A 26,795-nucleotide genomic window follows, 5' to 3' on the forward strand; every position below is an offset into this window, starting at 1 on the left:
CGCCATGTATTAAACTAGGAATTTATTAACATTAGTTTGTAATTAATATAAAGTTAATACAACTAAATTATAACAATTCATTATTTTAAAAAGAACTATAAAACTAAACAAAAATTAATCTATTTTTTATAAAATCAAGGAACAGCGTATTTAAATGGATGATTTAAGGCTTGTCTTAGAATTAAATGTCCTACACTATGTTTAAAGGCTTTTAGTTCAAGCGGACTTCTTTTATCTCAATTAATACCAAAGTAGTTATGGTTATAACTATCAAATAATTCACCTGTTGAAAAACTACCATTTGCTCCAGCTCTTCAAATCGAGATTGGATCACCATCTCTTGATCAGATTACAGATCCAGAGTTTCCTGGTCCAAATAAAATTGGTGAGTAGTTTGGATATTGTCTAAAATAGAAGTTAGTATCTGTCATCTCTGGTCTGAAGTTAACATATCCAGTCATAAATCCTCAACCAGGGAATCCAATGTGTGCTAATGGGTTTAGTACAGGAACAATATGATGGTTTCTGTTTGATGATTGGTTTATTTTAATTGGTTTAGCTTCTAAGTAGTTTCTAAACTTCATTAAGATATCATCACGTAATCCCTTTTTAGCATGATCAAATGAAGTTTTAAAATCACTTCAAGTAAGTTGTAAATCAAATGATGAAGAAGATGGTTTACCATCTTTATCAACTAGTTCATCAACACTATTTGGTGAGTTATTATTAGCACGATTATAACCAATATAAATTGGTGATGTACTACCAGCACGTACATTTAATGATGAATTAGTATTAAATCAACTATAAACACTATAACCATATCCTTTATATAGTTCTGAATCTCATTTATTTAATGGTAAAGAGATAGTAGGAGCACCAATCACTGGTGGTTCAGTTGCTTTATCTACATAAATAGCATTAGCATTTGCATTTATATTTGGATAAAACTCACCAACGTGTCAGTTTGAAATATAGTAAAGTGATAGATCATTTGGATCATCATTAATTTTATTTAATCAACCTGCACTACCAGGATGTCTATTATATGTTACATATTTAAATGCATTATCACGAACTCGGTTAATAAGATCTCATTCTCGATTAACTGTTCCTCAATCATCTCTAATTCATTGGATATTACTTATAAATCCATCATTATGTTTTCAATATACATTTTGGTTTGGATTATAGATCTTATTAGCATAATAAGATACATCATTATATAAAAGATGAATTTGATCAGTGGCTGATGTATTAGCTAAATTATATTCATATAAATTAGTTTTACCTAATCCAAAATCACTTTCATTTTGGATCTGATTTGTATAGCTCATTTTAATTTTAACTGGAGCATATGGTAACATTACAGCTCTTGTATAATCAAACTTAACTCCATCTTTTATTCTTTCATTTTGTGGATAACCTAATTTGATTCTAAATGGTTGATCAACGATGAAACTAAAATTAATACTTTGATCTAAAGGATTATATGTAATAGTTAGTTTGTAATTAATAATAATTGGTTTATTATCTACATTTTCAATAAAACTTGATGAATAAATAAATGATGAGTTAAGTAGTTGTTCAAAATCAAGTTTTAGTTTGATTGTTCGATTTTTTGATGTAATTCGTTCAGCTACTTGACTATCAAACACTAACATTCCAGCATACATCTCTAAATCAAGTTCTCGATCAAAAGCATTGTTTGATAATAAGGTATGTTTAATGTATTTACTATCCATTTTCCAAACAGCTTCATAATCTGATTTAAGAGATCATTCAGCATCATCAATGTATGGTTCAAGTTCTCTTATTCGTTTAACATTTTTATTATCATAATATAGTGTTGTTAGTTTTTGATTATCATAGTGTAGTTGTTCAACTAAACTATTATCACTATTTTTAAAATTAGAGATTAAATATCAATTCTTCCCTAAGACTCATTTTCGATCAAAAGTAAGTACTTCAAATCTTACAAATGCTTTGTTTTTACCATATTGTTTAATTTCGCCAATTCTAAAATAACTTTTTAGTAATGAGAAGTTTTTATATGTAATTGAATAATCATTAATGTATAAATCATTATTTGCTTCTGAATTAACTAATGTAATGTGTTTATCTAATTCTTTAAGATCAGTTGATCAATCAGCTACTGTTTTAGTAGCTATTTGTTCATAATCAACTTTAATGTTGTAATGAATTAAATTATTTAGCATTACTTCAGGATATAGATTTTGTTCATAATCATTAACAACATTATTAATAACAAATTCTTTATTAGGTGAATAACGTTGTTTCTTATCATCATTTTTTACAAAACCTAATCTAAAACTAATTGAGTTATGACCAAGCTTTTTAATATCATAGAAATAATAAAAAGTTTTTTCTTTAATTAGTTTGTTGTTTGCAGATGATCATCGATCAATATCATCTCTTGGAATATGTCCTGATCGAGAAGAAACATATTCACCTGGTTGATATAGTTTATTAGTAAGTTGAGTACCAATAACTACTTCTTTATCTTTAGGATCAATGATTCTTAAGAAGTAGTTAGCTTTCATATGTGCTTTTTGATTTAAGAATTCATCAATGTTTAAGTTTCGATATAAAGTAGTTTTAGAACTACTTTCAGCCCGACCAACTACTCTTCTAAAGTCAACATCACTATTATCTAATAAATCAATTTCTTTTTTAAGATTAGGATCAAACTCATTTTGAGCTTTAAAATCATCTTCAGTTAAATATTGATTATTAATTGGTTTAATGAAGTCGTGGTATTGATAACGTTTAAAATGATTAACTGAAAACGAATCTGAAAATGCATTATCAACTCATTTTTGAACGACTTGATTGTTTTCATCAATTTCAGTTTTTAATATACCCCAGAAGATTTCAGCAACCCCACCAAACTCATTCCCTGAATCATAAGCTCTGATTAATTGTTTTGGTGCAATCGTATATTTCCCAAACTTAGGTAAATCATACATTGTATTTAAAACATTAATCGCATCATCTGGATAAAAGTCTTGGTGCGATTGATTTAATCCCTTCTTTAAATAAAGATGAGTTAGTAAGTTTTCATTATCAGCTAATATTTCTTTAGCTTGATTTAAATCAATCAGATCATCATCTTTCTCTGTTGCTTCTAAACTTTGGAAAACTACATTTTTATCTGTAATTAATTCCTTACTAAAAATAACATTATTATTAAATAAGAATTCAACAGTAGCAACTAGTTTATTATCTTTAATAGTTGGTGTTTGTTTAATTCTGTACTCAAAACTTTCATTTACATATTTTTGTTTTCTTCTAATAGTTGGTTTATTATAGTCTGCATACAACACAATACCAACTACTTTATTACTCTTAGATAGATCAAACTGATTATTAAACTCATTTTCATTTAGTTTAGATAATAAGTAATAATCAACTTCAAAATATTGATCTAAACTACTAGTTTGTTTTAGTTCATTTATTTTCTTTAAGATCTTTTCATTATCTAAACTAAATCTTACTTCTTTATATAAAACTAAAGCAGGATTGTACTTATGAGTAATTTTATAAGTTATTATTGATTGATCATAAGTTTGATTTAATTTAACATTATTTACTTCAAAATCTAAATAATCAGTATCTAAATCTAAAAGCATAATCTTAGCTGTTTGATTGTTTAATGAAGCTACATTCATAAATCGATATAAATCTAAAGCTTTTCATCTAGCTAAATTATCATTTACTATTTTAGTTTCATTAAATTCCTTATTAACTAAATCTAAATAAGCATCTTTAATTGAATTAGAATCATTACTACTACTTAATCAATTATTTAATTGTTCTAAAAAGTAGTTTGCTTTAGTTACTGATTTCAGTTTTTTGTCAAAAATCTCTTTGTTCTTATTTAATAATTGATAAAAAGCAAAGGTTTTATTTGCTCCATAATAATCATTTTGAATTCTTGAATAAGTTTGATTAATAATGTAATTAATTAAATTATCAGTTCTAATAAGTTGATCAATTTGTGCTTTAAGTTGTTCTAAAGCACTATAGTCTTTAATTAAGTTAACATCAACTAATAAAGAACTTTTAATTTCATCACTTAAAAATGAAGCTACTAAGTTGTTTTTAAGCTCTTTAATAATTGTTTTTGTTAATGCTTTATAGTAACTAAAGTTTGAATTAATTTCAAACACAGATACATCATCATCTAATAGTGTTAATAATAATTTTTCTTTAGTTTCTTTAGAAATTAGTTTTTCATTATTAATTTGTTCTTTAACAATTGCTTTTAGTGAACTAATTGCTTCAGATTGTTTAACTAATTTCTTAAGTGCATCAACTTCATTTTTAAGTTGATCATATTCTATAAACTCATTGTTTAATAACTTAGTAATCTTAGCTACTAAGTTAGCTTTTTGTTTATTCTTATCTTCATTTCTAAAAGTTAAGTTGTCTAAGTTATTAGCTAAAAAATTAGCTTCATTAACTAAATCATCATATAAACTAATTAAATAAGTATCAAACTTATTAATAGAAGCATAATCTAGTTTATGGTGTAAATTCTTTAAATATTGATAAGTTTGATCTGATTTATAACTATAGTTGTTAATTCTTTTAAAGAATGCTTCTAATACTTTAGCTTGATTAACTACCGTATTAGACGATAATTCTAATTTATCAGTTAATTGATCATTAGAGTTTAAGTTATTTTTATCATATAAAGCAACTAAGTATTTATTAATTAGTTTATTGTTTTGATCAAAGGTTTTAATAATATAAAGTTTAGATAAAAGTTTATTGGTTTCATCTTTTAGATAAGTTTCTTCTAAAAGATTAATTGAATACTTAATCATTGGATTATTAAAACTAACTTTAAATTGATAATTAAGCTTATTAATATCTAAGTTATGATTAGAATTAATAATATATTGTTTTCTTTTAAAGTCATAAATATCAGTAGCATTTACTACTTGATCATTAAATGAAAAGCTTTTGATTGTATCATCAATCACACTGTACATTGATTCTCTTTTAGTTTGTTTATCAACGCCATAGATTTTTAAACCAGCTAAAGCAAATAAAGGATTTCTTCAACCTGCATAATAAAATCGATTATATTCTCATTTAATTTTTAAATATTTAGCTTTAGCTGTATTGAATTTAATAGATAATCAATCTGAAGTATTATCATCATTAACAGCTAGATTGGTTCAGCTTGTTGTACTAATCACATCTTGATTAACTACATCTTTAAAATTAATTCCATCATTTGATGTTTGGATTCTAAACTCTTTTGGTAATAATGTTTTAGCATAAGTTCCTAAAAAGAATTTAAAACCAATTTCATTAACTAATTTAGTTTGATCGAATTTAATTACAATTTGTTTGTGCTTATCTTCTAATTCTGTATGAGTATTAATAATCTCAAAATTGTCTCAATATGATTTATCACTATAATCACTATCAAACAACTTATAAAGATCCTTATTAAAATGAATCTGATCTAAAACAAAATGATCCTTTTCGTTATCTTTATTTACAAGGGGAGTTAAATCGATTCGATTTAAATCAACTGTTTCATTAACATAGTTAATATCAGCTTTAATATTATAGTTTTCATTTAAAAAACTAAAAGCACCATAGATTATAAAACTATGATCAATTTTTAATTTATTATCTAAATGCTTAGTAAATCAATTAATAAGAACACTTGATTGTTTAGATCCATAACTAACTTTGATTCTAGTTGGTAATTTTTTAATTATTGATTGATAAGTATCTTCTTTAGAAGCGACTAAAAAGATATTATCATAGTCTAGATAATGTTTTGTTGTTATTAATTTGACTGTATCAACACTATTATTAATAATATCTTTTTTAATAATAGTTGGTTCTTTTAGTTTAATTGGTTCTCTTTTAGTTGTAGCTTTATTATATAAATCAATCTTATATTCATTTTTAAGGGTTTGATATAAGGTTTTAAGTTCATTATAATAGTGTTCAAATTTAGATTTGTTATTAATGATATTAACATCAGTTGCTAATTGTTGTAAATTAGCAACTTTTTGTTTAATTAGTTGTTGATCTTCAACTTTTATCTTATTATAGTTAATATCATTTAAAGCTAAACTTAAATTCATAGCATCATTAAACTGATTAGTAATCGGTTTATTAGATGAAGAATTGTTATTAGTACATCCAATTAATAAAGAACCAATGATTGTAGATAAAGATAATGTAGAGACTGCAAAATATATTAGTTTAGATCTTTTTTTCATATGTAAAAAAATTCTTCTTCTAAATAAAATTAATTATTTACTTTATTAGCTAAAGCTTCTTTTTTAATAAGAGCAAGTAGTTGATTAATTTCTTCTATTAAAGCATCATACTTATCATCAGTTTTAGCTTTAATATCATGGGCTTGGATAAGTCTAGTTAGAAAAGTAGTAACTTTTGTATATAAGTTAGTGATTTGCTCATACTTTTTAATTAATCAGAACTTGTCATAAGTATTTTGTTGCTGCAGGGTGTTAAAATAGATTTCAAGTTGTTGAAAACTATTTAATACTTGTTGAGCTTTAAGTTCGCGTTGAACTCTTACTCAACTAATGCTCGTATTAATTTTTTGATATGTTTTAAGTAATAAAGAATAATCTTGATCAGCTTGATTATCTTTAAGAAACTTAAGTTTCTTATCAATGTTGTTTAGTTGTGTTTTTAAACTATTATCAGTAATTAAATAGTATTGGTTGATTTCAGTTTTAAGGGTGTCAAATAAATTAGTTAGTGCAATAAGTTGTTTGGTATATTTTAAATCTGATTCTTGTTTTAAATTTATGGAGTTTTTAGAGCAAGAAACTACAACAAAACCAGTTAAAAACATACCAATTGATCCAATTGTTAATCATTTAAACCGGTTTAGTTTAATCTTCTTGTTCATTTTTAAATTTTTTAGTTAATTAACACTCCTATCTAGTTAATAAAATTATATAAAAAATAGCAACATTTTTATGTGTTTTCATTAATAATAATAATAATAATAATAATAATAATAATAATAATAGGAAAGTTTAGAGGTGTTTTAAGCCTTTAAAAAGGGATATATTAACTAATTAATAATTAGTTCACTCTTTCTGAAGCTTTAATATCAAAGGTTAATATTTAAGCAGTAGTTGATTTTTTATACTATAATTAAAAACTTGAAAATCTATATATAAATTATTCACTTATTTTGTTTTGTTAATAACAATAAAGAGGTAAACATTAATGAAATTAAAAAGCAAAGCAATTTTAGTTTTTAGTTCGCTTAGTTTAGTAGCTATTACAACTAGTTTAATTGCTAGTTGTGCACCAAATACTAACTCTAAACCAAAGAATCCAAACCAACCAAATCTATCTAATAATAAAAATAAACTAGTTCAAAAAAATCAACCACAAAAATTAGTTCAAGAACCAATTAATTCACAAGTAGTTGAAAGTGAACTTAAAACTAATTCAGATCAAAAATATACATTAAACCTTCAAGTTAATAAAGCATATGCAAATTACTATGTTTCTGTTAGCTTACTAAAAGAAATGAATACAAGTAATCAAACTGCTTTTGTTTCTAATAAAGCACAAGTTAATGATCAAGGGATAGTATCTGTTTTATTTAGTGATTTAGAACCTAAAACTAAATATTTAATTAAAGATGTATCTATTTATAATAATGAGTCTGATAATAGTCCAATCAAGGTTGAATCTAATAAAAATAATCAAGTTTTAGAAACAAAAGCAGTTGAATCTAATTCTGCACCTAGTTTATCAACTACTCCAATGATTAGTAGTGAGTTGTTTAATGATGGAATTGTATATAAAGATTTAAGTAATCAATTAGTTTATAAGAAAAATGTTGGTAGTGAATTTAATCTTAAAGAAATGACTTTGACTGTAAATGATGTTACTAATAGTCGAATCTATCAAATCTTTGGTGTTGTTAGAGATAATGTTGCCTCTTTTAAATTATCTAATTTACAATCTGGTAAATTTGTTGTTAAGAAATTACAATCAAAAGAACAAGATAAACAAGTTGATATTAAAGAAATTGAATTTGAATATATAGCTAAACCAGAAACTCCATTTACTATTAATAAAGGTAAAACTACCTTAGAAATAAAAGTACCTCAAGCAAAACAAAACGATTATTACTATGCCATTTTTAAGGGAGATGATAATCAAGAATATAAAGTATTATCTCAAACACAAGAAAACAAAGCAAATTACTTTGATGTTGGTGTGTTGTCAAAAATATCAAAAGATCAACAATACCATTTAGAGCGTGTTGAATCTAATGAAATTAATACTCCAACTAAGACAAGACGTGTTGTTATTCAAAATAACGGTTTGAGACCAGGATACAAAACTCAATTCTCTAAACTAATTAGTAAAGCTCAATTAAATGGCAATAATTTAGAATTGGAAACAAATAATCCTGTTCTTGATTATTTATTATCACCTATTGGAATTGAGCAACCAAATAATAAAATAATTAAAAGATATTTAGTAGCTGAATTTAACGATGATTTATTCGCCCCTAAAACAATAATTGGTAAATATGAAAATAATAAGTTTGTGTTTGATACAAGTGAACTTCCAACTAATCACCACTGAACATTAAAGAAGTTCTTTGTTAAAGAAGTAGATTTAGTTGATAAAAATAATAACAAAGATACTTTTCAAAATTTAGATATTAAATTAAACGATCAAGTAAATATTACCAAATATGATGAATCTAAACCAATTGATGAAGAACTACAAACAAAATTAAAAACAGTAGAAATAAACACTAAGGAAGACAAATCAAAAACAATTAAGTTTTATGATCCTAAATTAGTTGGGAAAAAGGTTAAATTACATTTAAAAGTTGATGGTGAAAGTGTTGAAACAATAAAATTAGAAGCCGTTGTTGATAATGGTTTAGTAGCTACTTTTGATGTTGGTAAAGAACAACAATTACAAGAAAACAAGAAATATATTATTGATAAAATCACTAGTGAAGATGAGCAAATAGAATTTGAAACATCTAACCTATCAAATGTTGAAAAGTATTTTTATAAAAATAAATATTTAATTAATGTAAAAACAACTGCATTTGAAGGTGAACATTATAATGATGTTAAAATTGCTTTAGAAAATTTAACAGAATATCTTTCTGATGATGATAAAAAACATTTATTTTTTGTATTTGAATATCAAGGCAAAGCTCAACCACATATCAATGCAAGCAACCATTTAACTGGTGATAAGAAGCTTGATGCTAAAGAACATGAAAAAATTGAAAAAGAAGTTCCATTAAAAGATTTATCTAAAGCTATATCTAATGAAGCTATTGTTAATTTAAATATACCGTTTAATAGACACTTCAAACTCAAGAGAGTTGAACTTAAACTCCCAAATAGAACAATTTTATTATTTAAGAACGATAATGAGGTTTTTAACCTTTGAAATTCGTATGGGATTAAGGGTCTAAATATTAACAAAGAAAATACACACATTCAAATTGATTTAGTTTCAGACAAACCTAAAAAACACATAAATATCAATTATTCAATTTATTTTAAACTCAAAAATAACCAAATTAAAATATTCAATGACAACATTCCTATGGATTTTGATGCTAAGGCAAATATTGTAAATCGACGTATACCGTTATCAAACTTAGGATTTGATATTAGCGGAGCAACTGTTTTAGCAGCTGCATTAAATGATGATTTTCATGAAAAATTTGATATTTTAGGGAAAGAAATTGTACTTAGTAAAAACTAAATAGTGTAAAAAATAAGAATCGTTTATTGCGATTCTTATTTTTTATCTTAAGATAAACTAAATATTTAATAGAAAGTTTACTGTTGATTGTTAGCTCCAAAATCCTTAATTAGCACTAAACTGTCGTTCTTAGTGAATAAAGCAGATGGATCTTCGTAATCAAAACGGTATTGAGATGACGGAGTAACAGCTTTATTATCATCATAAATTCCATCAACAAAAATAGCAATTTTATCTTTCTTTTCCTTAAATTCAGAAATATCGATTTTTGAGATGTCAATGTTATTATTTTCAATTTTATGAATTTGTGTGTTTAATTTTGTACTTGTTGTTCATTGATCTTGATAAAGTTGGAATAAACTAAGCCGAACATATTTATCTTTAATAGGAGTACCAACATCCGTTTGACCAGGAACTGCTGCTAAATTAAGCTTTCCATCTTTTTCTGTTAAGATAAATTTAATAGGAGTTTTTTTCTTTTCTTCTTCAGTTAGAACTTTTTTATTACTTTGAACTTTAACATCGATTTGTTTAGTTGCTAAATTGCTTGGTATAACAACTTTGATTTGTTTGTCTTTTGAAACTTCTCCAAAGTTTCTATCATTCTTATTAACTACATAAACATCGTTAAATGTGTATTTATCATTTTGTTTTAAACCAACAAATAAAAGAGTGATTGGTTCATTTTCTTTTCAAATTTTTAATTCTGCAAAAGCTTTTTTCACTTGTTGATTTTGATCTTTTATTTCAACAATTAAAACTTTATCTTCTAGATTTTGTTGTGGGTTCAATTTATTAATATTAACTTTGAAATATCCAACATCAGAAGCCGGGTCTAAAGCAATAGATTCTTCACCACTTGGTAAACTAATACTAAAGTTAGCATTTTTATTAGCAGATGGTGTTGTTGGTGTTGTATTAGAACCGGAAGAACCGCCATTGTTTTTTGGGTTTTGTGGTTGTGTACCTAATCCATTCATTTGTTCATTATTTTTACTGCTTCCACCATTTCCATTATTTCCACCAGTAGAGCCACTAGTTGTACCACCAGTATTATTACCACTCATTGAACCACTACCTCTACCATTTTCAGTTCCTTGTTTTGGTTTTTCTGGTGTTTTAGATTTGTTTGGTGTACATGAAGCAATAATAATAGAAGATGATAATCCTAATGTAATAAGTGAACTAAAAAGTATTAGCTTTTTATTTATTTTTCTTTTCATACTAAATACCTTATCCCCTTTATTTTCTTTTTTATCTTTATACTATATAAAATACTATTTATAAAACATTATTATTTTATTAATATCAATGTTTAAAAGTTTAACATAAATAATAAATTATATAACTAATATATAGAAGTTATATTGGATTAAGTATTTTAGCTTTTAATATATCCTAGTTTATTAACTTTTCTAAAAACTTAAAATAATATTAATTAAATTCACACTAAAAACTAATAAATATTGTTTATTAAGATAATAAAAACCTATCTTTAGTATGAAAACTATGAACTAAAGATAGGTTTGTGCATTGGTTGATGATTGATAATTTTATGGTGCTCGAAGTGGGACTCGAACCCACATGATTTCTCGGTTGATTTTGAGTCAACTGCGTCTGCCATTTCGCCATTCGAGCCTTTTAAGATACCATAGAATTATAATACAAATTAAAACAGTTTAAAGCAAAAATCTATTTTTGACATTTACTACAATAATAAGTTCCTCGACCATTAACTTTGATCTTAATGATTGGGTTTTTACATAAAAAACACTCTTGTTTAACTCTTGTATGGACTTTTAATAAACTCTGGAAAGTTCCTGATGATGTTGCATCAAATTTAAAAGTATGGATTGTTGTCCCTTTATGTTCAACAGCTAAAGCTAGAATTTGTGTTGATGCATCTGCTAAAAGTTGATATTGTTTTTTAGTAATTTTATTAGTTGGAGTATTTGGTAATACTTTTGCAGCAAAGCAAATCTCATCAGCATAAATATTACCAATCCCAGATACTTTGGTTTGATCTAATAAAGCAGTTTTAATAGCAATTGTTTTATTTTTAAATTGATGCATTAAATACTTAGCATCAAACTTCGGATCTAGAGGGTCAAGAGCAATTTTGTTTAACATCTTTTCATTTAAATATTGATCAGTTCTAAATAAGTGAAAAGTCCCAAATTGACGTGTATCATTATATCTTAACTCCATCTTATTATTGAATTTAAAGATGATGTGAGTATGAGCTAAATTAAAGAATTCACTTTCTTTTTGATAAAAGAACTTCCCTTCCATTCGTAAATGGACAACAAGCGTTAGATCATTATCTAAATGAAAAATTAAAAATTTACCAATTCTCTCGATTCTTTTAAAACTAGCATTAGTCAATGCTTGTTTAAATTCAGCTACAGTACAATTCTTTAATATCTTTTCTAGATTAACTGTGATATCTACAATTGGTTGGTTTAATACTACTTTATTTAAGTGATTAATAATGGTTTGGACTTCTGGTAATTCTGGCATAATCTATTCTCTTATTTAATAATCTTATTGTTTATAATAGTTTGCTACATTTTGAATCTTTAATTTAGTAAAGAATTGATCTAATTGATCAATCTTATATGGTTCTAAAACAAAGTCTTCTAGTTTAAAATCAACTAATAGTTTAGTATCAATGGTAGCTAGTTTTTTACACATCATCGCTTGTTCATAACTATTAATTAATTTATTTTTAGTTGATGGAGCTAAACTATCTATTTGTTCATAGATAGTTTCTAAGTCTTTATATTTAAGAATTAAACTAAGAGCTGTTTTAGCTCCAATTCCTTTAACTCCTGGTAAATTATCACTAAGATCACCAACTAATCCTTTATAGTCTGTGATCTGATTAGGTAATAAACCATCATTAAAATCACTAAAATTAGAAATAGTATTAACTAATATATCATTAACACCCTTTTTAAGTAAACAAACAGATGTATTAGCATTAACTAATTGTAATAAATCTTTATCAGAACTATAAACATCTGTATAAATATCATATTTATTCATTAAACAAGCAAATGAACCAACAAAATCATCAGCTTCAATTCCTGGTTCAGCTATGGTTTTAAGACCCATTAAACTAAATAGTTCATAAATATAAGGTAGTTGGACAACTAGTTTATCATCCATTGGTTTTCTAGTTGCTTTATAGTTTTCATACTCCATTGCTCGTTTTGTTTTTGCTTTTGAATCTAAAGCAACTAGAGCATAATCATATTTTTGTTCGTTTAAGATTTTAAAAATCATAATACCAACTAATTTAATTGCATTAGTTGGTAACATATTATTATCAACTGATCATTCTGCTTGTTTATAAGTAGCATGAAAAGCCCGATAAATTAGTGAATTACCATCAATTACGACAGCTTTTTTATTGTTCATCTTTTATTTCCATTATCAATTCATCAACAACAATGAATTGATTCCATTTTTTAACTTTTAAAACATAGCTGTTGTTTTGTTTTAAGTTAGTAACTAAAACAGCTTTTGAATGAAAAATGGTTAAAGTAATATTAGTACTATTACAAATTCCATTTATATAAAAAATTGGTTTATTAGCTTTAGTGGTTGAGTTATTAATATAATTAATTTTAAAGATAATGTTAATTCCATCTTCATCTAGTTCATCAATGTGATTAATAGTTACTCCATTGATTTCATTAATGATACTAACAGGAGCATTTAAATCAGCTAATCTGATTCCTAATAAATCTTCTTCAAATTTAATTAAATCATCTGCTTGATTAATACTTAGATCATTAGCGTATTCAATTCCATTTAGTGAGGTTTGTAAACCGGATGGTAGGGTTGTGTTTTCGTAGATGATCTCTAAGTTGTTTAAAAGAAATCGTCGATTAACTAAAAACACATCAAAAGCTCCAGCTTTAATTAAAAGTTCAATGTTTTTAACAGTAACTTTAGCTTTTCTTAAAGCATTAACTGCTTCAGTATAGTTGCTTATTTGGTTACGATCATTAATTGATAAAATCTTTTTAATTAATTCCTCTCCAACACCTTTAATCATTTTAAAACCAAATAAAATTGAATAAGTTTTAGTGTTATATCTAAAATCAGCAACTGAGTGTAAGAAATTAGGACCTAATAGTTTAATACCATAATATTTAGCTTCTTTAATATAAGCTAATAATTTCTTTTCTTTTGAACTAGCACTATTTAATAAAGTAGCTAAGAATTCAATTGAGTAGTAATGTTTTAAATAAGCTAACCAATAGCTAATATATGAGTATGCTAAAGAATGGGATCTATTAAATCCATAATTAGCAAATTCTAAAATATTATTAAAGATTGATATTGCTTGGTTTTGGTTAAAACCATTATTAATAGCTGCATTAATAAATTCAGATTGAAATGAAGCAAGTGCTTTTTCATCTTTTTTAGAAATTGCTCTTCTTAAGTTATCTGATTTAGCAGCATCAAAGTTAGCAATTGCTTGGGTAAGTTGAATTACTTGTTCTTGATAAACAATAATTCCATATGTTGGTTCTAAAATCTTTTTAGTTGTTTCATTTCAGTAATTAATGTTTTTATTAGAACTAAACCTGCGTTGTACAAACTCATTAATGTGCTTTTGAGCCCCTGGTCGAAATAATGCAGAAACTATTGAAATATCTTCAACAGAACGTGGTTTAACTTGTTTAAGTACACGTCTCATTCCATATGATTCAAGCTGAAAAATACCTTCAGTTTTAGCTTGTGATAAATCATCAAAAACATTTTTATCATTATAATTAATTTTAGCTAAATCAATGGTTTTGTTTTGGGTTCTTTTAATTTGTTTAATAACATTATCAAGGGTTGTTAAATTAATTAAACCTAACAGATCCATTTTAATTAAACCAAAGCGTTCTAAATACTCCATAGAGTATTGAGATAATAATCGATCATTGATGCCAATTTGAACAGGAATAATACTACTTAATTTTTGTTTAGATAAAATGATCCCTGCTGCATGTGTACTTATATTTCTTGGTGTATTAATTAATTGTTTAGCAATAGTAAACAATTGTTTATACATTTTATTAGCTTCAGTTAAATGTTTAGAATTAACTATTGCTTGATCTAAATCTTCATTATATTCTTCTTTAATGTTTTTACATATGTTATTAATGATCAATTGATCAAAACCAAGAATTCGTCCAACATCACGAATTGCCATTTTTGCTTTCATTCGTCCAAATGTAACAATGTATGCAACATGATCATTTGAATACTTATTAAATAGATATTCAATTACTTCATCACGTCTACTATCCATAATATCTGTATCAATATCAGGCATACTAATTCTTGTTGGATTTAAAAATCGTTCAAAGATTAGATTGTTTTTAACTGGATCAACTTGGGTAATATATAAACAATAAGCAACTAAAGACCCAGCAGCACTTCCTCTTCCTGGTCCTACCATAATATTATTTGATCGAGCATAATCAATAAAGTCATAAACAATTAAAAAGTAGTCTTCAAATTGTTTTTGAATAATAATATCTAATTCATAATCAAGTCGACTAGTATATTCTTCTGGTAAATTAGTTTCTTGGTTTAGTCTTTTAGCTAATCCTTCATAACATAATTGTCTTAAGATTTGACTTGATATAACTGGACTTTTAGGATCATATGTAGGAATATTAATTGGTTGGTTTTTGATTTCTAAATCAATTTTGTTTAATATTTGATTTAGATTATCTATTCCTTTTTCATAATCTTTAATTATTAGTTTAGCTTCTGTTTCAGTTAATAAATAAGCATTATCAATTGAACTATCATCTTCATAATCAACTATTTTCTTATCATTAGCAATTGCTTTTAGTGCAAATGCTACTTCTTTATCTTCTTTATTTAAATAACAAGCTAAATTAACAGCTACATAATTAACTAATGAACTATCATAGCTTTGATAGAAGTTGTTATGATCAAAACTAATTCCATGATTTGTAGCAATTAATATTGTATTTTCTAAATCTTTTAGATCTAAACTAAAAGGTTGATTAGTTAGTAGTTTTGATGATATATCAACAAGTACTAAATAACCTTCATAGTTTAATGCATACATCAAAAGATTAGTATTTAAATAGTTGAATTCAATTCCAACAATTGGTTTTAAATTAGCTTTTTTAGCTTTATCATAGAATTCAATACATCCATACATATTCTCAAAGTCACATAAACTAACATAACTTTGCTTCTGTTCTAAAGCAAAGTTTATTAAATCATTGATTTTAAGGGTAGATTGAAGGAGTGAATAGTGTGAACGAGCGTGTAAATTAACAAACATTAGGCGTTTTCAATTTCCTTAATTAATCGCTTAATAGTATCACGTTTCTTTTTATCTAAAGATTCATATTCAAGAGTGTATCTTAATTCTTCAAGAGTGTATTCTTCAAGTGGTTTAGCATCATTAATATCATTGATATCAAAGACAGCGGTTTGATCTACTTTTGTACGTTCAAAAGTGTTTTGAAAAGTTGGTTGTTTTTTATTGTTGTCCATAATAAATCCTTTTAACTACTTATCAAAATAAAATAGTTACATTTTAAATATTATACAAAATATAAATATTTTTAAATATACTCTTATTTATATATCTTAATCCTGTTATTTTGTTTTAAAACAAAAAACAGAGTAATAAGAGATTATATTTTGTAGTGAACCCGATTTTTTGGACAAATTAATTCTTGTCTATTGTTATAAGGATTGATGCCTGTATTGTACAGGAGTCAATCCTTTTAATTTTACTTGTATTCTTTCGTTATTATAGTAATGAATGTAGTTTGTTATAGCTTGGATTAATTCTTCAACCGTTTTAAATTCAGATTCATGACCATAAAACATTTCGTTTTTTAGTTTACCGAAGAAATTTTCCATAGGCGAATTATCAAGACAATTACCTTTTCGCGACATTGATTGAATAATATTTTTCTCAGCTAGCATTTGGCGGTATTGGCGCATTTGATATTGTCAGCCTTGATCTGAATGCAATATTAACCCACTTAAGTCTTCAAACTTTTGAAAAGCTTCACCAATCATCTTAACTGTCTGTTGAAAGTTAGGGCTTGTTGAAATATTAAAAGCAATAATTTCTCTATTGTGCATATCCATAATTGGTGATAAGTATACTTTGCTATTAGTGATGCGAAATTCAGTAACATCAGTTGTTCATTTTTGATTACAAGAAGTGGTTGAAAAATCTCGTTGATAATAAGTTTTATGAGCAACTTGATCTTGAATCTTGATTAATAGATGACTCTTCACTACCCCATTTAAATCGCCTTTGTATGATCGATATTTAGCTTTAGGAGTTAGAGCAAATAATCCCATTAGTTTCATTAAACGTTTCACTTTTTTATGATTAATTAAAATCCCTCTATTTGCTAATTCTAGTGTGATTCTACGGTATCCATAGCGTTTTTTGTGGTGGTAATAAATTTCAGTGATAAGGCTCATTATTTCCTTGTTTTTCAGATCCTTACTTACCTTTTTAAGGTGGTAATAATAATCACTTCTTGAAATGCCTGGACAATTTGGATTGCTATTAATTACTTCTAAAATGAATCTCAAACTACATAACAATTCTTGCCTTAGTTCTGTGATAGCTTGAGCTATTTCTTCTTTTGTTGGTTTTCTCTTTTCTGAACTAAGGCATCTAATTTTTTTAAGTATTCGTTCTCTATGGTAAGGCGTAAATTCTGCTTTCGTAAAAGTTCATTTTCTTGCTTCAATGAGATGTTCGTCTTGTTTTCTTGCTTTTTGTTCATATGGTTTACGGCCCCTCTTTTTCTCTACAACATTATACCCGTTTTCAAGAAAAGATTTAATTCATGAGTGTAATAAACCAACATTAGATAATCCTAATTCTATCGATACCCTTACATAAGTTTCACCGTTAAGCAAAACACGATCAATTGCTGCTTTTTTGAATTCTTTAGAATATTTTTTATTCCTAGAACGATAAACAATCTTAGTTCCATGCCTTTCTATTAACCGAATAATGTATCAAACAACGGTTCTGTTTAAATTGTATTTCTTTGCAATTTTATTAAATGAAAAATCTTTTTCTTTGTACAAAGAGTAGATCTCTAACTTATCTTTGTATGTTAATTTCATGAAAAATGAATCCTTTCGTTGGTTGTCCAACTTTTAGGGTTCATTTCAATTTGGACGCTTTGAAACATCTTTTTTAGTTTTAAACCAAAGTGCACGGTTATTTTTTTCTAATTCAACATTTATTGTTTTAGTTTGTGAATTAATATCAACTCTTTTTGGTACTTTAATACGATACTCTCGACGAAAATTAGTGGATGCATAGTCTTTAAATAAAAGAACTAATAAATTTTTCTTATCAAAATTAGTTGTAACAACTTTATTTAAATCACTTGATTTAAAAGTTGAAGATAATTCCTCTTTGCTTTTGATTATAAAAAATTTCTTATTATATTCTTCAACTGGCGTTGTTTCTCTTACATATTTAATAATATATTTTTCGGTGTTTTGGTCCAAAATATCAGTCCGATCAGAATAATAAAAATAGAATGTTTTATTATCATTTGAAAGATATTTTAAACCATCTAAAACATAAAGTCGTTCTTTATCTTTTTCATTAGTAAAAGGGTTGGCTTTTAAATTAGTTTTGTATTTGACTGTAAAAATTTGGTTTTTAATTTCATCACTTAATGGGATTGAAATATATTCATCTTTATTATCTTTTTTATCTTTATATTCTTCATTGAAATATTTAAGTTCAACGATTTTATATTGATCATAAACTGAATAGAGATAAAGAAAGAAAAAGTCTTGATTGATATTTTCAATTTTACTTGCTAATGATTCAAATCTTTCTTTAGTTTTTTGGTTTTCAACTACAAGAACTAATTCCTTATTTTTCCATTTCAATAAGTTATTAAGTTTGATTTTAAACTCTTCATAGTAGTATTCAATTAGTTGAGAATTGGTTTCTAGTTGAATATCAGATAATTTAGTAAAAACTGATAAATCATCTTTAGGATTTGAGATTTGATGGTTTGAAGCATTGTTAGAATTAATTTCTTGATAAATAAAGATCTTATTGATTAAATATTCATTATTATCTTCTAAGTTTTCAAAAGAAACTTGAACTGAACCATCATTACTTATTTTAGCTTTATTAGAATTGATTAATTCATCATTGTTATTAGGTTTTGTGAGCTGAACTTGAATGTATTTATCTTGATATGATGAGTCTAATTTAAAGCTTAGAGTATACTTACTATCAACAAGTTTTAAATTCTTATCTATGCTATTTAATAACATTTGTATTGGTTTTGCTGGTTCTAGTGCTGCAAGCGGTCGAGTTTGTTTAACTACTGTAGGATCAGATATTTTTACATTTTCTTCAAGTAATGATTTTTTAGGGGTGCTTTTTCTAGCTGGTTTTTCTTTTTCTTGAGTACAAGAAGCTATTACAACAGGAATAGAAACTAAAAACAATGAACTAAATATAATAGTTGATTTTAATTTTTTATTCATAGTTTTATACCACCTATTAGTAACTAAACTAATTTTTAAGTTTATATTGTGGTTATTATAGCATAGGCAAAAATAATAAATATTGATTTACTTACTTTAATTAATAAGTGAAAAGTTGATGATATTAAGTTATATAAGTGTCTATATTTACTTATCATCACAAAGATCATAAGCGACAAAATTTATCCACATAATACAATTAAATATAATTATTAAATTTATATTTTATATTACTCTAACTAAGGTACTGCGGCAAATTTTGTGTATGACTATATTTTGTAACAAAATCAATTTATTTGAGAATAGCGAAACACAAATCTTGTTTGGTTTTACACCATTTTTTTTAAAAAAATAATAGCAAAAATATGAGCCGGTAACTCATTTAGTTTCTTTTTAAAGTAAGTTTAATTAGAACTTTTGATTGTTATGTTGATAATGATAGCTAATAGTAAAATTACTATGACTATAGTATTTGTTATTGATTTAATTTAATAAAAGTTATTATTGGCTTTTTATTTTATCTACTCATTATTCATTTCAAGGAAGAGAATCTCATTCAATTGTTTCATCTTTTTCTTTATCCTTAAAATCAAATTTAAGATTGTATTCACTTAAATTATCAATTTTATCTACTTCTAATAAGAATATTGGATAGTTTTGAAAATTCGCAGTTGGTATAGTATTTGAACGCTTTGAAACATCTTTTTTAGTTTTAAACCAAGGTGCTTCGTTATTTTCTTCTAATTCAACATTTATTGTTTTAGTTTGTGAATTAATATCAACTCTTTTTGGTACTTTAATACGATATTCTGGACGAAAATAACCGGATGTATAGTCTTTAAATAAAAGAACTAATAAATCTTTCTTATCAAAATTAGTTGTAACAACATTATCTATATCTAAAGCACCTGATTTAAAAGTTGATAATAATTCCTCTTTGCTTTTGATTATAAAAAACTTCTTATTATATTCTTCAACTGGTGTTGTTTCACTTACATATTTAATAATATTTTTTTTAGTGTTTTGATCTAAAATATCAGCCCGATCAGAATAATAAAAATAGAATGTTTTATTATCATTTGAAAGATATTTTAAACCATTTAAAACATAAAGTCGTTCTTTATCTTTTTCATTAGTAAAAGGGTTGGCTTTTAAATTAGTTTTGTATTTGACTGTAAAAATTTGGTTTTTAATTTCATCACTTAATGGGATTGAAATATATTCATCTTTATTATCTTTTTTATCTTTATATTCTTCATTGAAATATTTAAGTTCAACAATTTTATATTGGTCATAAACTGAATACAGATAAAGAAAGAAAAAGTCTTGATTGATATTTTCAATTTTACTTCTTAATGATTCAAATCTTTCTTTAGTTTTTTGGTTTTCAACTACAAGAACTAATTCCTTATTTTTTCATTTCAATAAGTTATTAAGTTTGATTTTAAACTCTTCATAGTAGTATTCAGTTAGTTGAGAATTGGCTTCTAGTTGAATATCAGATAATTTAGTAAAAACTGATAAATCATCTTTAGGATTTGAGATTTGATGGTTTGAACCATTGTTAGAATTAATTTCTTGATAAATAAAGATCTTATTGATTAAATATTCATTATTATCTTCTAAGTTAGCAAAAGAAACTTGAACTGAACCATCTTTACTTATTTTGGCTTTGTTAGAAGTGATTAATTCATCATTGTTATTGGGTTTTGTAAGCTGAACTTGAATGTATTTATCTTGATATGATGAGTCTAATTTAAAGCTTAGAACATACTTGTTATCAACAAATTTCAAATTCTTATCTATGTTATTTAATAAGATTTGTATTGGTTTTGCTGGTTCTAGTGCTACAAGTGGTCGAGTTTGTTTAACTACTGTAGGATCAGATATTTTTATATTTTCTTCAAGTAATGATTTTTTAGGAGTACTTTTTATAGCTGGTTTTTCCTTTTCTTGAGTACAAGAAGCTAATACAACAGGAATAGAAACTAAAAACAATGAACTAAACACAATGGTTGATTTTAATCTTTTATTCATAGGTCAGCCCCCTCTTTTAAAACAATATATTATTATTATTATTATAAGTACTATATCATTTTAAATGGTTTTTAACATTTATTAGAAAAAGCGAAAATGATATTAAGTTTTATAGTTATTGTACATCATATATAATGATTATTTTTTTAATATTGAAAACATAAAATTAATTTTAATTATGCTCGATCTCAATATATAGTTTTAAAATATTGTAAAATTTAATAAGTGAATGAAATTTAACTTTTGTTGCTGTTATTATCTTTATTAAGAATCTTATTAAGGTAATTAAACTTTATAAGTTTATTGATAACAATAAGGTTTGTTGTGGTGTATATTATGAGTTGGAATATTGTGCATTTAGCCCCGTTTGATATTGGTAAATCATTCAATGGAAACAATGATTCTGATTTGCATCAAAAAGAAGTATTTTCATCAACTCTAAAGCAATTTATTCTTGACCAAAAATATGAATTATTGCAAACTAATATATCTAATTGTTTTTTAGCAATAAAGTTAAATAATTCAATTTCTTGCTATCTTTTAGATTATGGAATCGGAGTTTTTGTTATTAAAAATATAAATTCTGTTGATCTAACAGAAGTTAGAAAAGTATTTGAAAAAGATATCCCTTATGCAATATATTATTCAAAACAACATGAACAACATATGATATTAAATCATCAATTATTAGATTCAAAGCTAATAAAACAGCTTATGCAAAAAATTTGAAGTTTAATAACTAAAAAAGAAAGAATTATCTCTTCAAATAACCAATATAAAAAAGAGGGTTTTTCATATATTTTTTCTTTATATCATATTATCTCTAATTGTTATAAATTAGAAAATGATAAATCATTTGATATGTTGATGAATCCCACAATCATTAATAAAATATATAATCAAGAGCAATGAAATTCTATAATCTCAAAAATCCAAATGTATAATATTCATGGATTTCATAATAATGAGTTTAACAATTCATCAAACATAACATCATCATGAGCAGCTGTTGCTGTAGTTGAAGAAAAAGAGTCAGAATCTTTAACTAGAATATTAGATTATGAGATAGAGTTGCAAGCAAGTTGATTTTTGTTCGATTGTTTAATTGAAAATATCAATAAAACAAATATGACAAATTTACAACTACAAAAACAAAAAAGTTTAGCCACTAATATATCATTAAACATTAGTACAATCTTAACTCCAAATATGAGTTTGAGTGAAAAGAATACATTTGAATCTATTTATGAAACTTCTGGTTTTAAAATTATTCAAGATAAATTGTTCTTACTGTTAGAAAATAAAATTGCAATTGCAATTGCTAAACTTAATGAAAAACAATCAAGATATGCAATTATAACTGAAATATTCTTAGTCCTTTTTACATTAGTAAGTATTTATGAACCATTAAGGAATCTTATTAATGGAGAAATAAAAACAAGTGATATAATCCTTGCAACTATCATGTTGATCTTATTTGTTATTTGTTCATATTTCATAGTTAGAAAGAAACAATAATTTATGAAAAACATCTTATTAGTAGTTGATATGCAAAACGGGTTTGCTAGATATGAACAAACCAAAGTTTTAAAACAAAAAATATTTAACTTACTTCAATTAGAAAAATTTGATTATGTAATTGCAACACGGTTTTTAAATACTGATAATAGTGTTTATGAACGATGATTAAAATGAAATAAATTAAAAGATCAACACGAACAAGCAATCGATCATTCATATTTAAAATATATTGATTTTGTGGTTGATAAGAATGTTTACAATTGCATTAATCAACAATTTCTAGATAAGCTTTATGAAATAAACAATAATCAATTACCAGATAAAATCTATATTGTTGGAGCTGATACTGATTGTTGTATTTTAATTGTAGCAACCGCTTTATTTGAGAATAATATCAGACCAGTTGTTCTGCTTAATTATTGTGCATCAAATGGTGGAGAATTAGCACATAATGCAGGAATTCTCTGTTTAAAAAGATTGATTGGTAAAGACCAATTGGTTGATGTAGAAATTACAGAAAAACTAGATTTAAGTAGTTTATAGATTCTATTTGATTAAATCAATGCATTATAAAAACCCATATGAAAAATACAAGTACAATCTTGTATCATTCATTAATGGGTTTTTTATTAATTATCTATTTAATAATTTAAATAGATTATCAACAATGATAATTAAAGATTTGTTACATTAATTTGATAATTATCTAAACTTTGTATTTTATCTACTACAACAAGATGAACTGTTGATGAAAAACTAAGGACAGGAGAACCTGCTATTGCTGTGTTTTCTTTTGGTTTAATATATTTATATTCAAATTCAATATTAATAGTATTATTTACAATAGTTAAATTTTTAATTCAATATCCAACCCCTCTAACTACAGGTCCATATATTGTTCTTGAGTCTAAACCATTAACTAGAAGTATTGATTTTGAACTAAAATCAAAATCTTTAAAATGCTCTTTATATCTTCTAGTTTGTTGTTTATTTAGATCGTTTAAGCTATTAATAAGATAAAAAATTTTATTTTTATTTAAAGCAATATTATTCTTTTGTCAATCATCTGCAATCTTGAATTCAATTTGTTCAATTTTATCTACATTACTTTTTTCTCTGAATCAGAAAATTTATTATAATTTTGATAATATTGTTTTTTTATTTGATCAATCTCTTTAAATTCATTAGAATATTTAGCTTTGAAATTATCATCATTTATATGCTTTTGTTTCAATATGCTAAAAAGGGATGAAGTATCTCATAAACTTTCTGTTGAAAAAGAGCCAAAATTAGGTGAATGTTCTCTTAAAACATCTAACCCATTTTCAGTTTTAGATTTTAAAAGATATCTATCATATGTTAACTCATCACTTCTACAAGAAGCAGCAACTAAAGGAGTTGATATTAATAAACAAAAGCTAGATAAAGGAATTAAAAATTTTAATTTATTTTTTAACATAATTAAATTTAACCCCCTTTATGTATTATTTTTTGAATACTTAACTTATAATAATTTGATAATTATCTAAACTTTGTATTTTATCTACTACAACAAGATGAACTGTTGATGATGTTCTAAAACCTGGACTGGTAATGTGTGGATTTTTTTTCTTTATCGGTATTTCTTTATATTTATATTGAATATTAATAGTATTGTTACTAATAGTAAGGTTTTTAATTCAATATCCCGCCCCAATAGCTGGTGGATCTACGTTTCTTTCTAAATATCCTTTGATAAGTAATATTGATTTATTACTGAAATCAAAATCTTTGAAATATTTTTTAAATCGTTCGGTTTGTATTTTGTTGAAATCTTCAGATTTATTAATAAGATGGAAAATTTTATCTTTGTTTAAAGCTATATTATTTTGTTGTCAATCATTAGCAACTTTACGTTTTAATTTTTCAATTTCTGCATCTAATTGATTGGATTCTTTTTTATTTTCTGTCTTGGCATATTGATCTTGTAATTGGTTAATTCGATCATAAGTTGCTGCATGTTTTGCTTTGAAATGATCATCACGGGGATCATTAGAATTTATAAGATGAGAAACGTACTCTCGATAAAGGTCCAATGGGTTTCATAATCAATCTGTTGAAATTGTTTTCTTTAGTGGTAATTCTTTTTTAGCTCCAAACGGAAGAGTTTGGTGCAAACCTATTGGTGAGTATTCTCTTAAAACATCTAACCCATTTTCAGTTTTAGATCTTGAATAGTATGTTTTTTTAGCTATTTCAACTTCACTACAAGAAGCAGCAACTAAAGGAATTAATGTTAATAAACAAAAGCTAGATAAAGGAATTAAAAATTTTCATTTATTTTTTAACATAAGTAAAAGCAACATCCCTTTTTATATTGTTTTTATCATATCTATAAATTTCAAATTCATAATATCCACTTCTATCTGCTTTAAACTCCACAGTTTCTGTATTTCTTTCACCTTCGATTGAAGAAGTTATTAATCGATTATTAGGATCATAAACTTTGATATCAAAATCAACAACATTCTTGTCATCAGAAAGATTAACAAGTCATGATATATTAGCTCTTATATTTTCATTTTGATGTAAATATACTTTGATTCTTCTAGAGAAGTTTGAATCAGCTTTTTTGAAATATTGAAGATTTTTAACAGCACTATCAACACTATAAAATTGAGGAATCCCAAACCCAGTTTCAGCAGTATAAATTTCGTTTGTATAATTAGGTTTCTTCGAACCTGAAATTAAGGCTGATTTCATGATGATAGAATCATGCCCTTTATCAAAGTAGTATTTATTTCTTTGCACAATCATACTAGATAATGCAGTAATAACTGGTGCTGAAAAACTTGTTCCTGAACCTGTAAAACCGGTTTCATCAGTATTTCAACTAGAAAAATTATAATTACCACCATATGTTACAGCTGTAACATAGTTTATGTTATTGCCAATTTGGCTATAATCAGTTTTTTGTTGATTATAATTATGATTAATTGCACCAACAACAATACTATTTTTAGATAATTGTACTCCAGCTATTTCTTTGTACGGTTTCTCATTTTTATTACCATTAAAAGCGTTTCCTGCTGAAAAAACGTTAATTATTTCTGGGTTTGATTGTATCAATTCATCAACATATTTAGAGTAATAATTATATTTCTGCATCCATTTATTGTTTGCAGGATCTGTAAAAACTCAACTATTATTTATTATCTTAACTCCTCAATAAAGAAAAAAATCCATTTCTCCTGCCATACCGTTCCATTCTGTATTAAGTTCAACGCTCCATAATTTAGCAGTAGGATTTATCCCTTTTTGCCCAACGATAATTTCTCCAACATTGTTAGCGTGATTGCTTCAAGATTCATTATAAAATGGTTCATTTCTTCATCTGGCACCATTTCCGTATTTATTATTTCATATAAATGGTGTAGTTCAACCATCGATAACCCCCCCTCAGCTTCTAAAATTCCCACTTTTAATAATGGAGAATCGATGTAATCATTAAAATGTTTAGTTCTAACTGATTGGGTTAATCCAACCAAGCTAAAAAGCTCGTCATTGTTAGCATATGGTCGTAAATCAAATGCTGATCCAACATTATGTCTTTTATCTTCTTGATTAGATGTTGTTCGAACGCCACTATTATTTTTCTTTTTTAAAACAAAATCTTCGTAAGTATATGATGATTTAAATCCATAAACACTTGATACTTCATTATCATCATATGCGAACAAAGAAAGAGCATTTTTGAATGCGTCATAGTCTTGGTTGTTAGTTATAGCAATAGAGATTGTTTTTAAATATTTACCTAAAATAAAAACTAGGTCTTCTTCTTTAATTTTTAAATATTTGTTAGCAATTATTTTTAATTTTGATTTTAAATCAAT

17 protein-coding genes and 1 tRNA gene are annotated in these 26,795 nt (G+C 25.5%); 3 read left to right on the top strand and 15 right to left on the bottom strand.

Annotation, left to right across the window (positions count from 1 at the left end):
• Positions 1 to 119: 119 nt before the first annotated feature.
• Positions 120 to 6,278 (bottom strand): discoidin domain-containing protein, encoded by a 6,159-nt coding sequence (locus JM47_RS01920; RefSeq protein WP_208895267.1) that lies wholly within the window; start codon positions 6,276 to 6,278, stop codon positions 120 to 122.
• 29 nt (positions 6,279 to 6,307) lie between these two features.
• A complete protein-coding gene (locus JM47_RS01925; protein WP_038103681.1) occupies positions 6,308 to 6,940 on the bottom strand; it encodes a hypothetical protein in 633 nt (210 codons plus the stop codon).
• A gap of 326 nt (positions 6,941 to 7,266) precedes the next feature.
• Here JM47_RS01925 and JM47_RS01930 point away from each other — a divergent pair, with 326 nt between their 5' ends.
• Complete coding sequence (locus JM47_RS01930; RefSeq protein WP_208895268.1) at positions 7,267 to 9,804, top strand: hypothetical protein; 2,538 nt, start codon at positions 7,267 to 7,269, stop codon at positions 9,802 to 9,804.
• 77 nt (positions 9,805 to 9,881) lie between these two features.
• On the opposite strand, the gene JM47_RS01935 is transcribed toward JM47_RS01930, so the two are convergent.
• The 9 genes from JM47_RS01935 to JM47_RS01975 all read right to left on the bottom strand — a co-directional run bounded on the left by JM47_RS01935 (position 9,882) and on the right by JM47_RS01975 (position 21,402).
• Positions 9,882 to 11,027: a hypothetical protein gene (locus JM47_RS01935; RefSeq protein WP_208895269.1), complete on the bottom strand. Its 1,146-nt coding sequence runs from the start codon at positions 11,025 to 11,027 to the stop codon at positions 9,882 to 9,884.
• A gap of 333 nt (positions 11,028 to 11,360) precedes the next feature.
• Positions 11,361 to 11,442: transfer RNA gene (locus JM47_RS01940), tRNA-Leu, on the bottom strand.
• A 54-nt stretch (positions 11,443 to 11,496) separates the two neighbouring features.
• Complete coding sequence (gene mutM / locus JM47_RS01945) at positions 11,497 to 12,324, bottom strand: DNA-formamidopyrimidine glycosylase (protein WP_208895270.1); 828 nt, start codon at positions 12,322 to 12,324, stop codon at positions 11,497 to 11,499.
• A 24-nt stretch (positions 12,325 to 12,348) separates the two neighbouring features.
• Positions 12,349 to 13,227, bottom strand: coding sequence for a 5'-3' exonuclease (locus tag JM47_RS01950; RefSeq protein ID WP_208895271.1), 879 nt, complete (start codon positions 13,225 to 13,227; stop codon positions 12,349 to 12,351).
• Positions 13,217 to 16,138 carry a DNA polymerase III subunit alpha gene (gene dnaE / locus JM47_RS01955; RefSeq protein WP_208895272.1) on the bottom strand — a complete coding sequence of 974 codons (2,922 nt, stop codon included), beginning with the start codon at positions 16,136 to 16,138 and terminating at the stop codon, positions 13,217 to 13,219. Before dnaE ends, JM47_RS01950 begins: the two co-directional genes overlap by 11 nt.
• Positions 16,138 to 16,353, bottom strand: coding sequence for a hypothetical protein (locus JM47_RS01960; RefSeq protein WP_208895273.1), 216 nt, complete (start codon positions 16,351 to 16,353; stop codon positions 16,138 to 16,140). The genes dnaE and JM47_RS01960 overlap by 1 nt, the downstream gene beginning before the upstream one ends.
• A 195-nt stretch (positions 16,354 to 16,548) precedes the next feature.
• Entirely contained in the window at positions 16,549 to 17,967 is a 1,419-nt protein-coding gene (locus JM47_RS01965) for an IS3 family transposase (protein ID WP_318023472.1), read from the bottom strand.
• Positions 17,968 to 18,000: 33 nt separating this feature from the next.
• On the bottom strand, positions 18,001 to 19,365 hold the full coding sequence (locus JM47_RS01970) for a hypothetical protein (protein WP_208894758.1): 1,365 nt from the start codon (positions 19,363 to 19,365) through the stop codon (positions 18,001 to 18,003).
• A 528-nt stretch (positions 19,366 to 19,893) separates the two neighbouring features.
• Positions 19,894 to 21,402 carry a hypothetical protein gene (locus JM47_RS01975; protein WP_208894759.1) on the bottom strand — a complete coding sequence of 503 codons (1,509 nt, stop codon included), beginning with the start codon at positions 21,400 to 21,402 and terminating at the stop codon, positions 19,894 to 19,896.
• Between the two features lie 336 nt (positions 21,403 to 21,738).
• Between JM47_RS01975 and JM47_RS01980 the strand changes: the two genes are divergently transcribed.
• Both JM47_RS01980 and JM47_RS01985 read left to right on the top strand, forming a co-directional pair.
• Entirely contained in the window at positions 21,739 to 22,920 is a 1,182-nt protein-coding gene (locus JM47_RS01980; protein ID WP_208894760.1) for a hypothetical protein, read from the top strand.
• A gap of 3 nt (positions 22,921 to 22,923) precedes the next feature.
• Positions 22,924 to 23,466, top strand: coding sequence for an isochorismatase family protein (locus JM47_RS01985; protein WP_208894761.1), 543 nt, complete (start codon positions 22,924 to 22,926; stop codon positions 23,464 to 23,466).
• A 556-nt stretch (positions 23,467 to 24,022) separates the two neighbouring features.
• Here JM47_RS01985 and JM47_RS01990 read toward each other — a convergent pair.
• From JM47_RS01990 to JM47_RS02005, 4 genes are read right to left on the bottom strand one after another with little or no spacing between them, the layout of a single operon-like run.
• Complete coding sequence (locus JM47_RS01990) at positions 24,023 to 24,382, bottom strand: hypothetical protein (RefSeq protein WP_208894762.1); 360 nt, start codon at positions 24,380 to 24,382, stop codon at positions 24,023 to 24,025.
• A 40-nt stretch (positions 24,383 to 24,422) separates the two neighbouring features.
• Positions 24,423 to 25,253, bottom strand: a complete 831-nt coding sequence (locus JM47_RS01995; RefSeq protein ID WP_208894763.1) for a hypothetical protein — start codon at positions 25,251 to 25,253, stop codon at positions 24,423 to 24,425.
• Positions 25,240 to 26,160 (bottom strand): S8 family serine peptidase, encoded by a 921-nt coding sequence (locus tag JM47_RS02000; RefSeq protein WP_222702316.1) that lies wholly within the window; start codon positions 26,158 to 26,160, stop codon positions 25,240 to 25,242. The genes JM47_RS01995 and JM47_RS02000 overlap by 14 nt, the downstream gene beginning before the upstream one ends.
• 50 nt (positions 26,161 to 26,210) lie before the next feature.
• Positions 26,211 to 26,642, bottom strand: a complete 432-nt coding sequence (locus tag JM47_RS02005) for a hypothetical protein (RefSeq protein ID WP_208894765.1) — start codon at positions 26,640 to 26,642, stop codon at positions 26,211 to 26,213.
• Positions 26,643 to 26,795 lie beyond the last annotated feature (153 nt).

The sequence above is a fragment of the Ureaplasma diversum genome, assembly GCF_000941095.1.
GTDB classification, from domain to species: domain Bacteria; phylum Bacillota_I; class Bacilli_A; order Mycoplasmatales; family Mycoplasmoidaceae; genus Ureaplasma; species Ureaplasma diversum.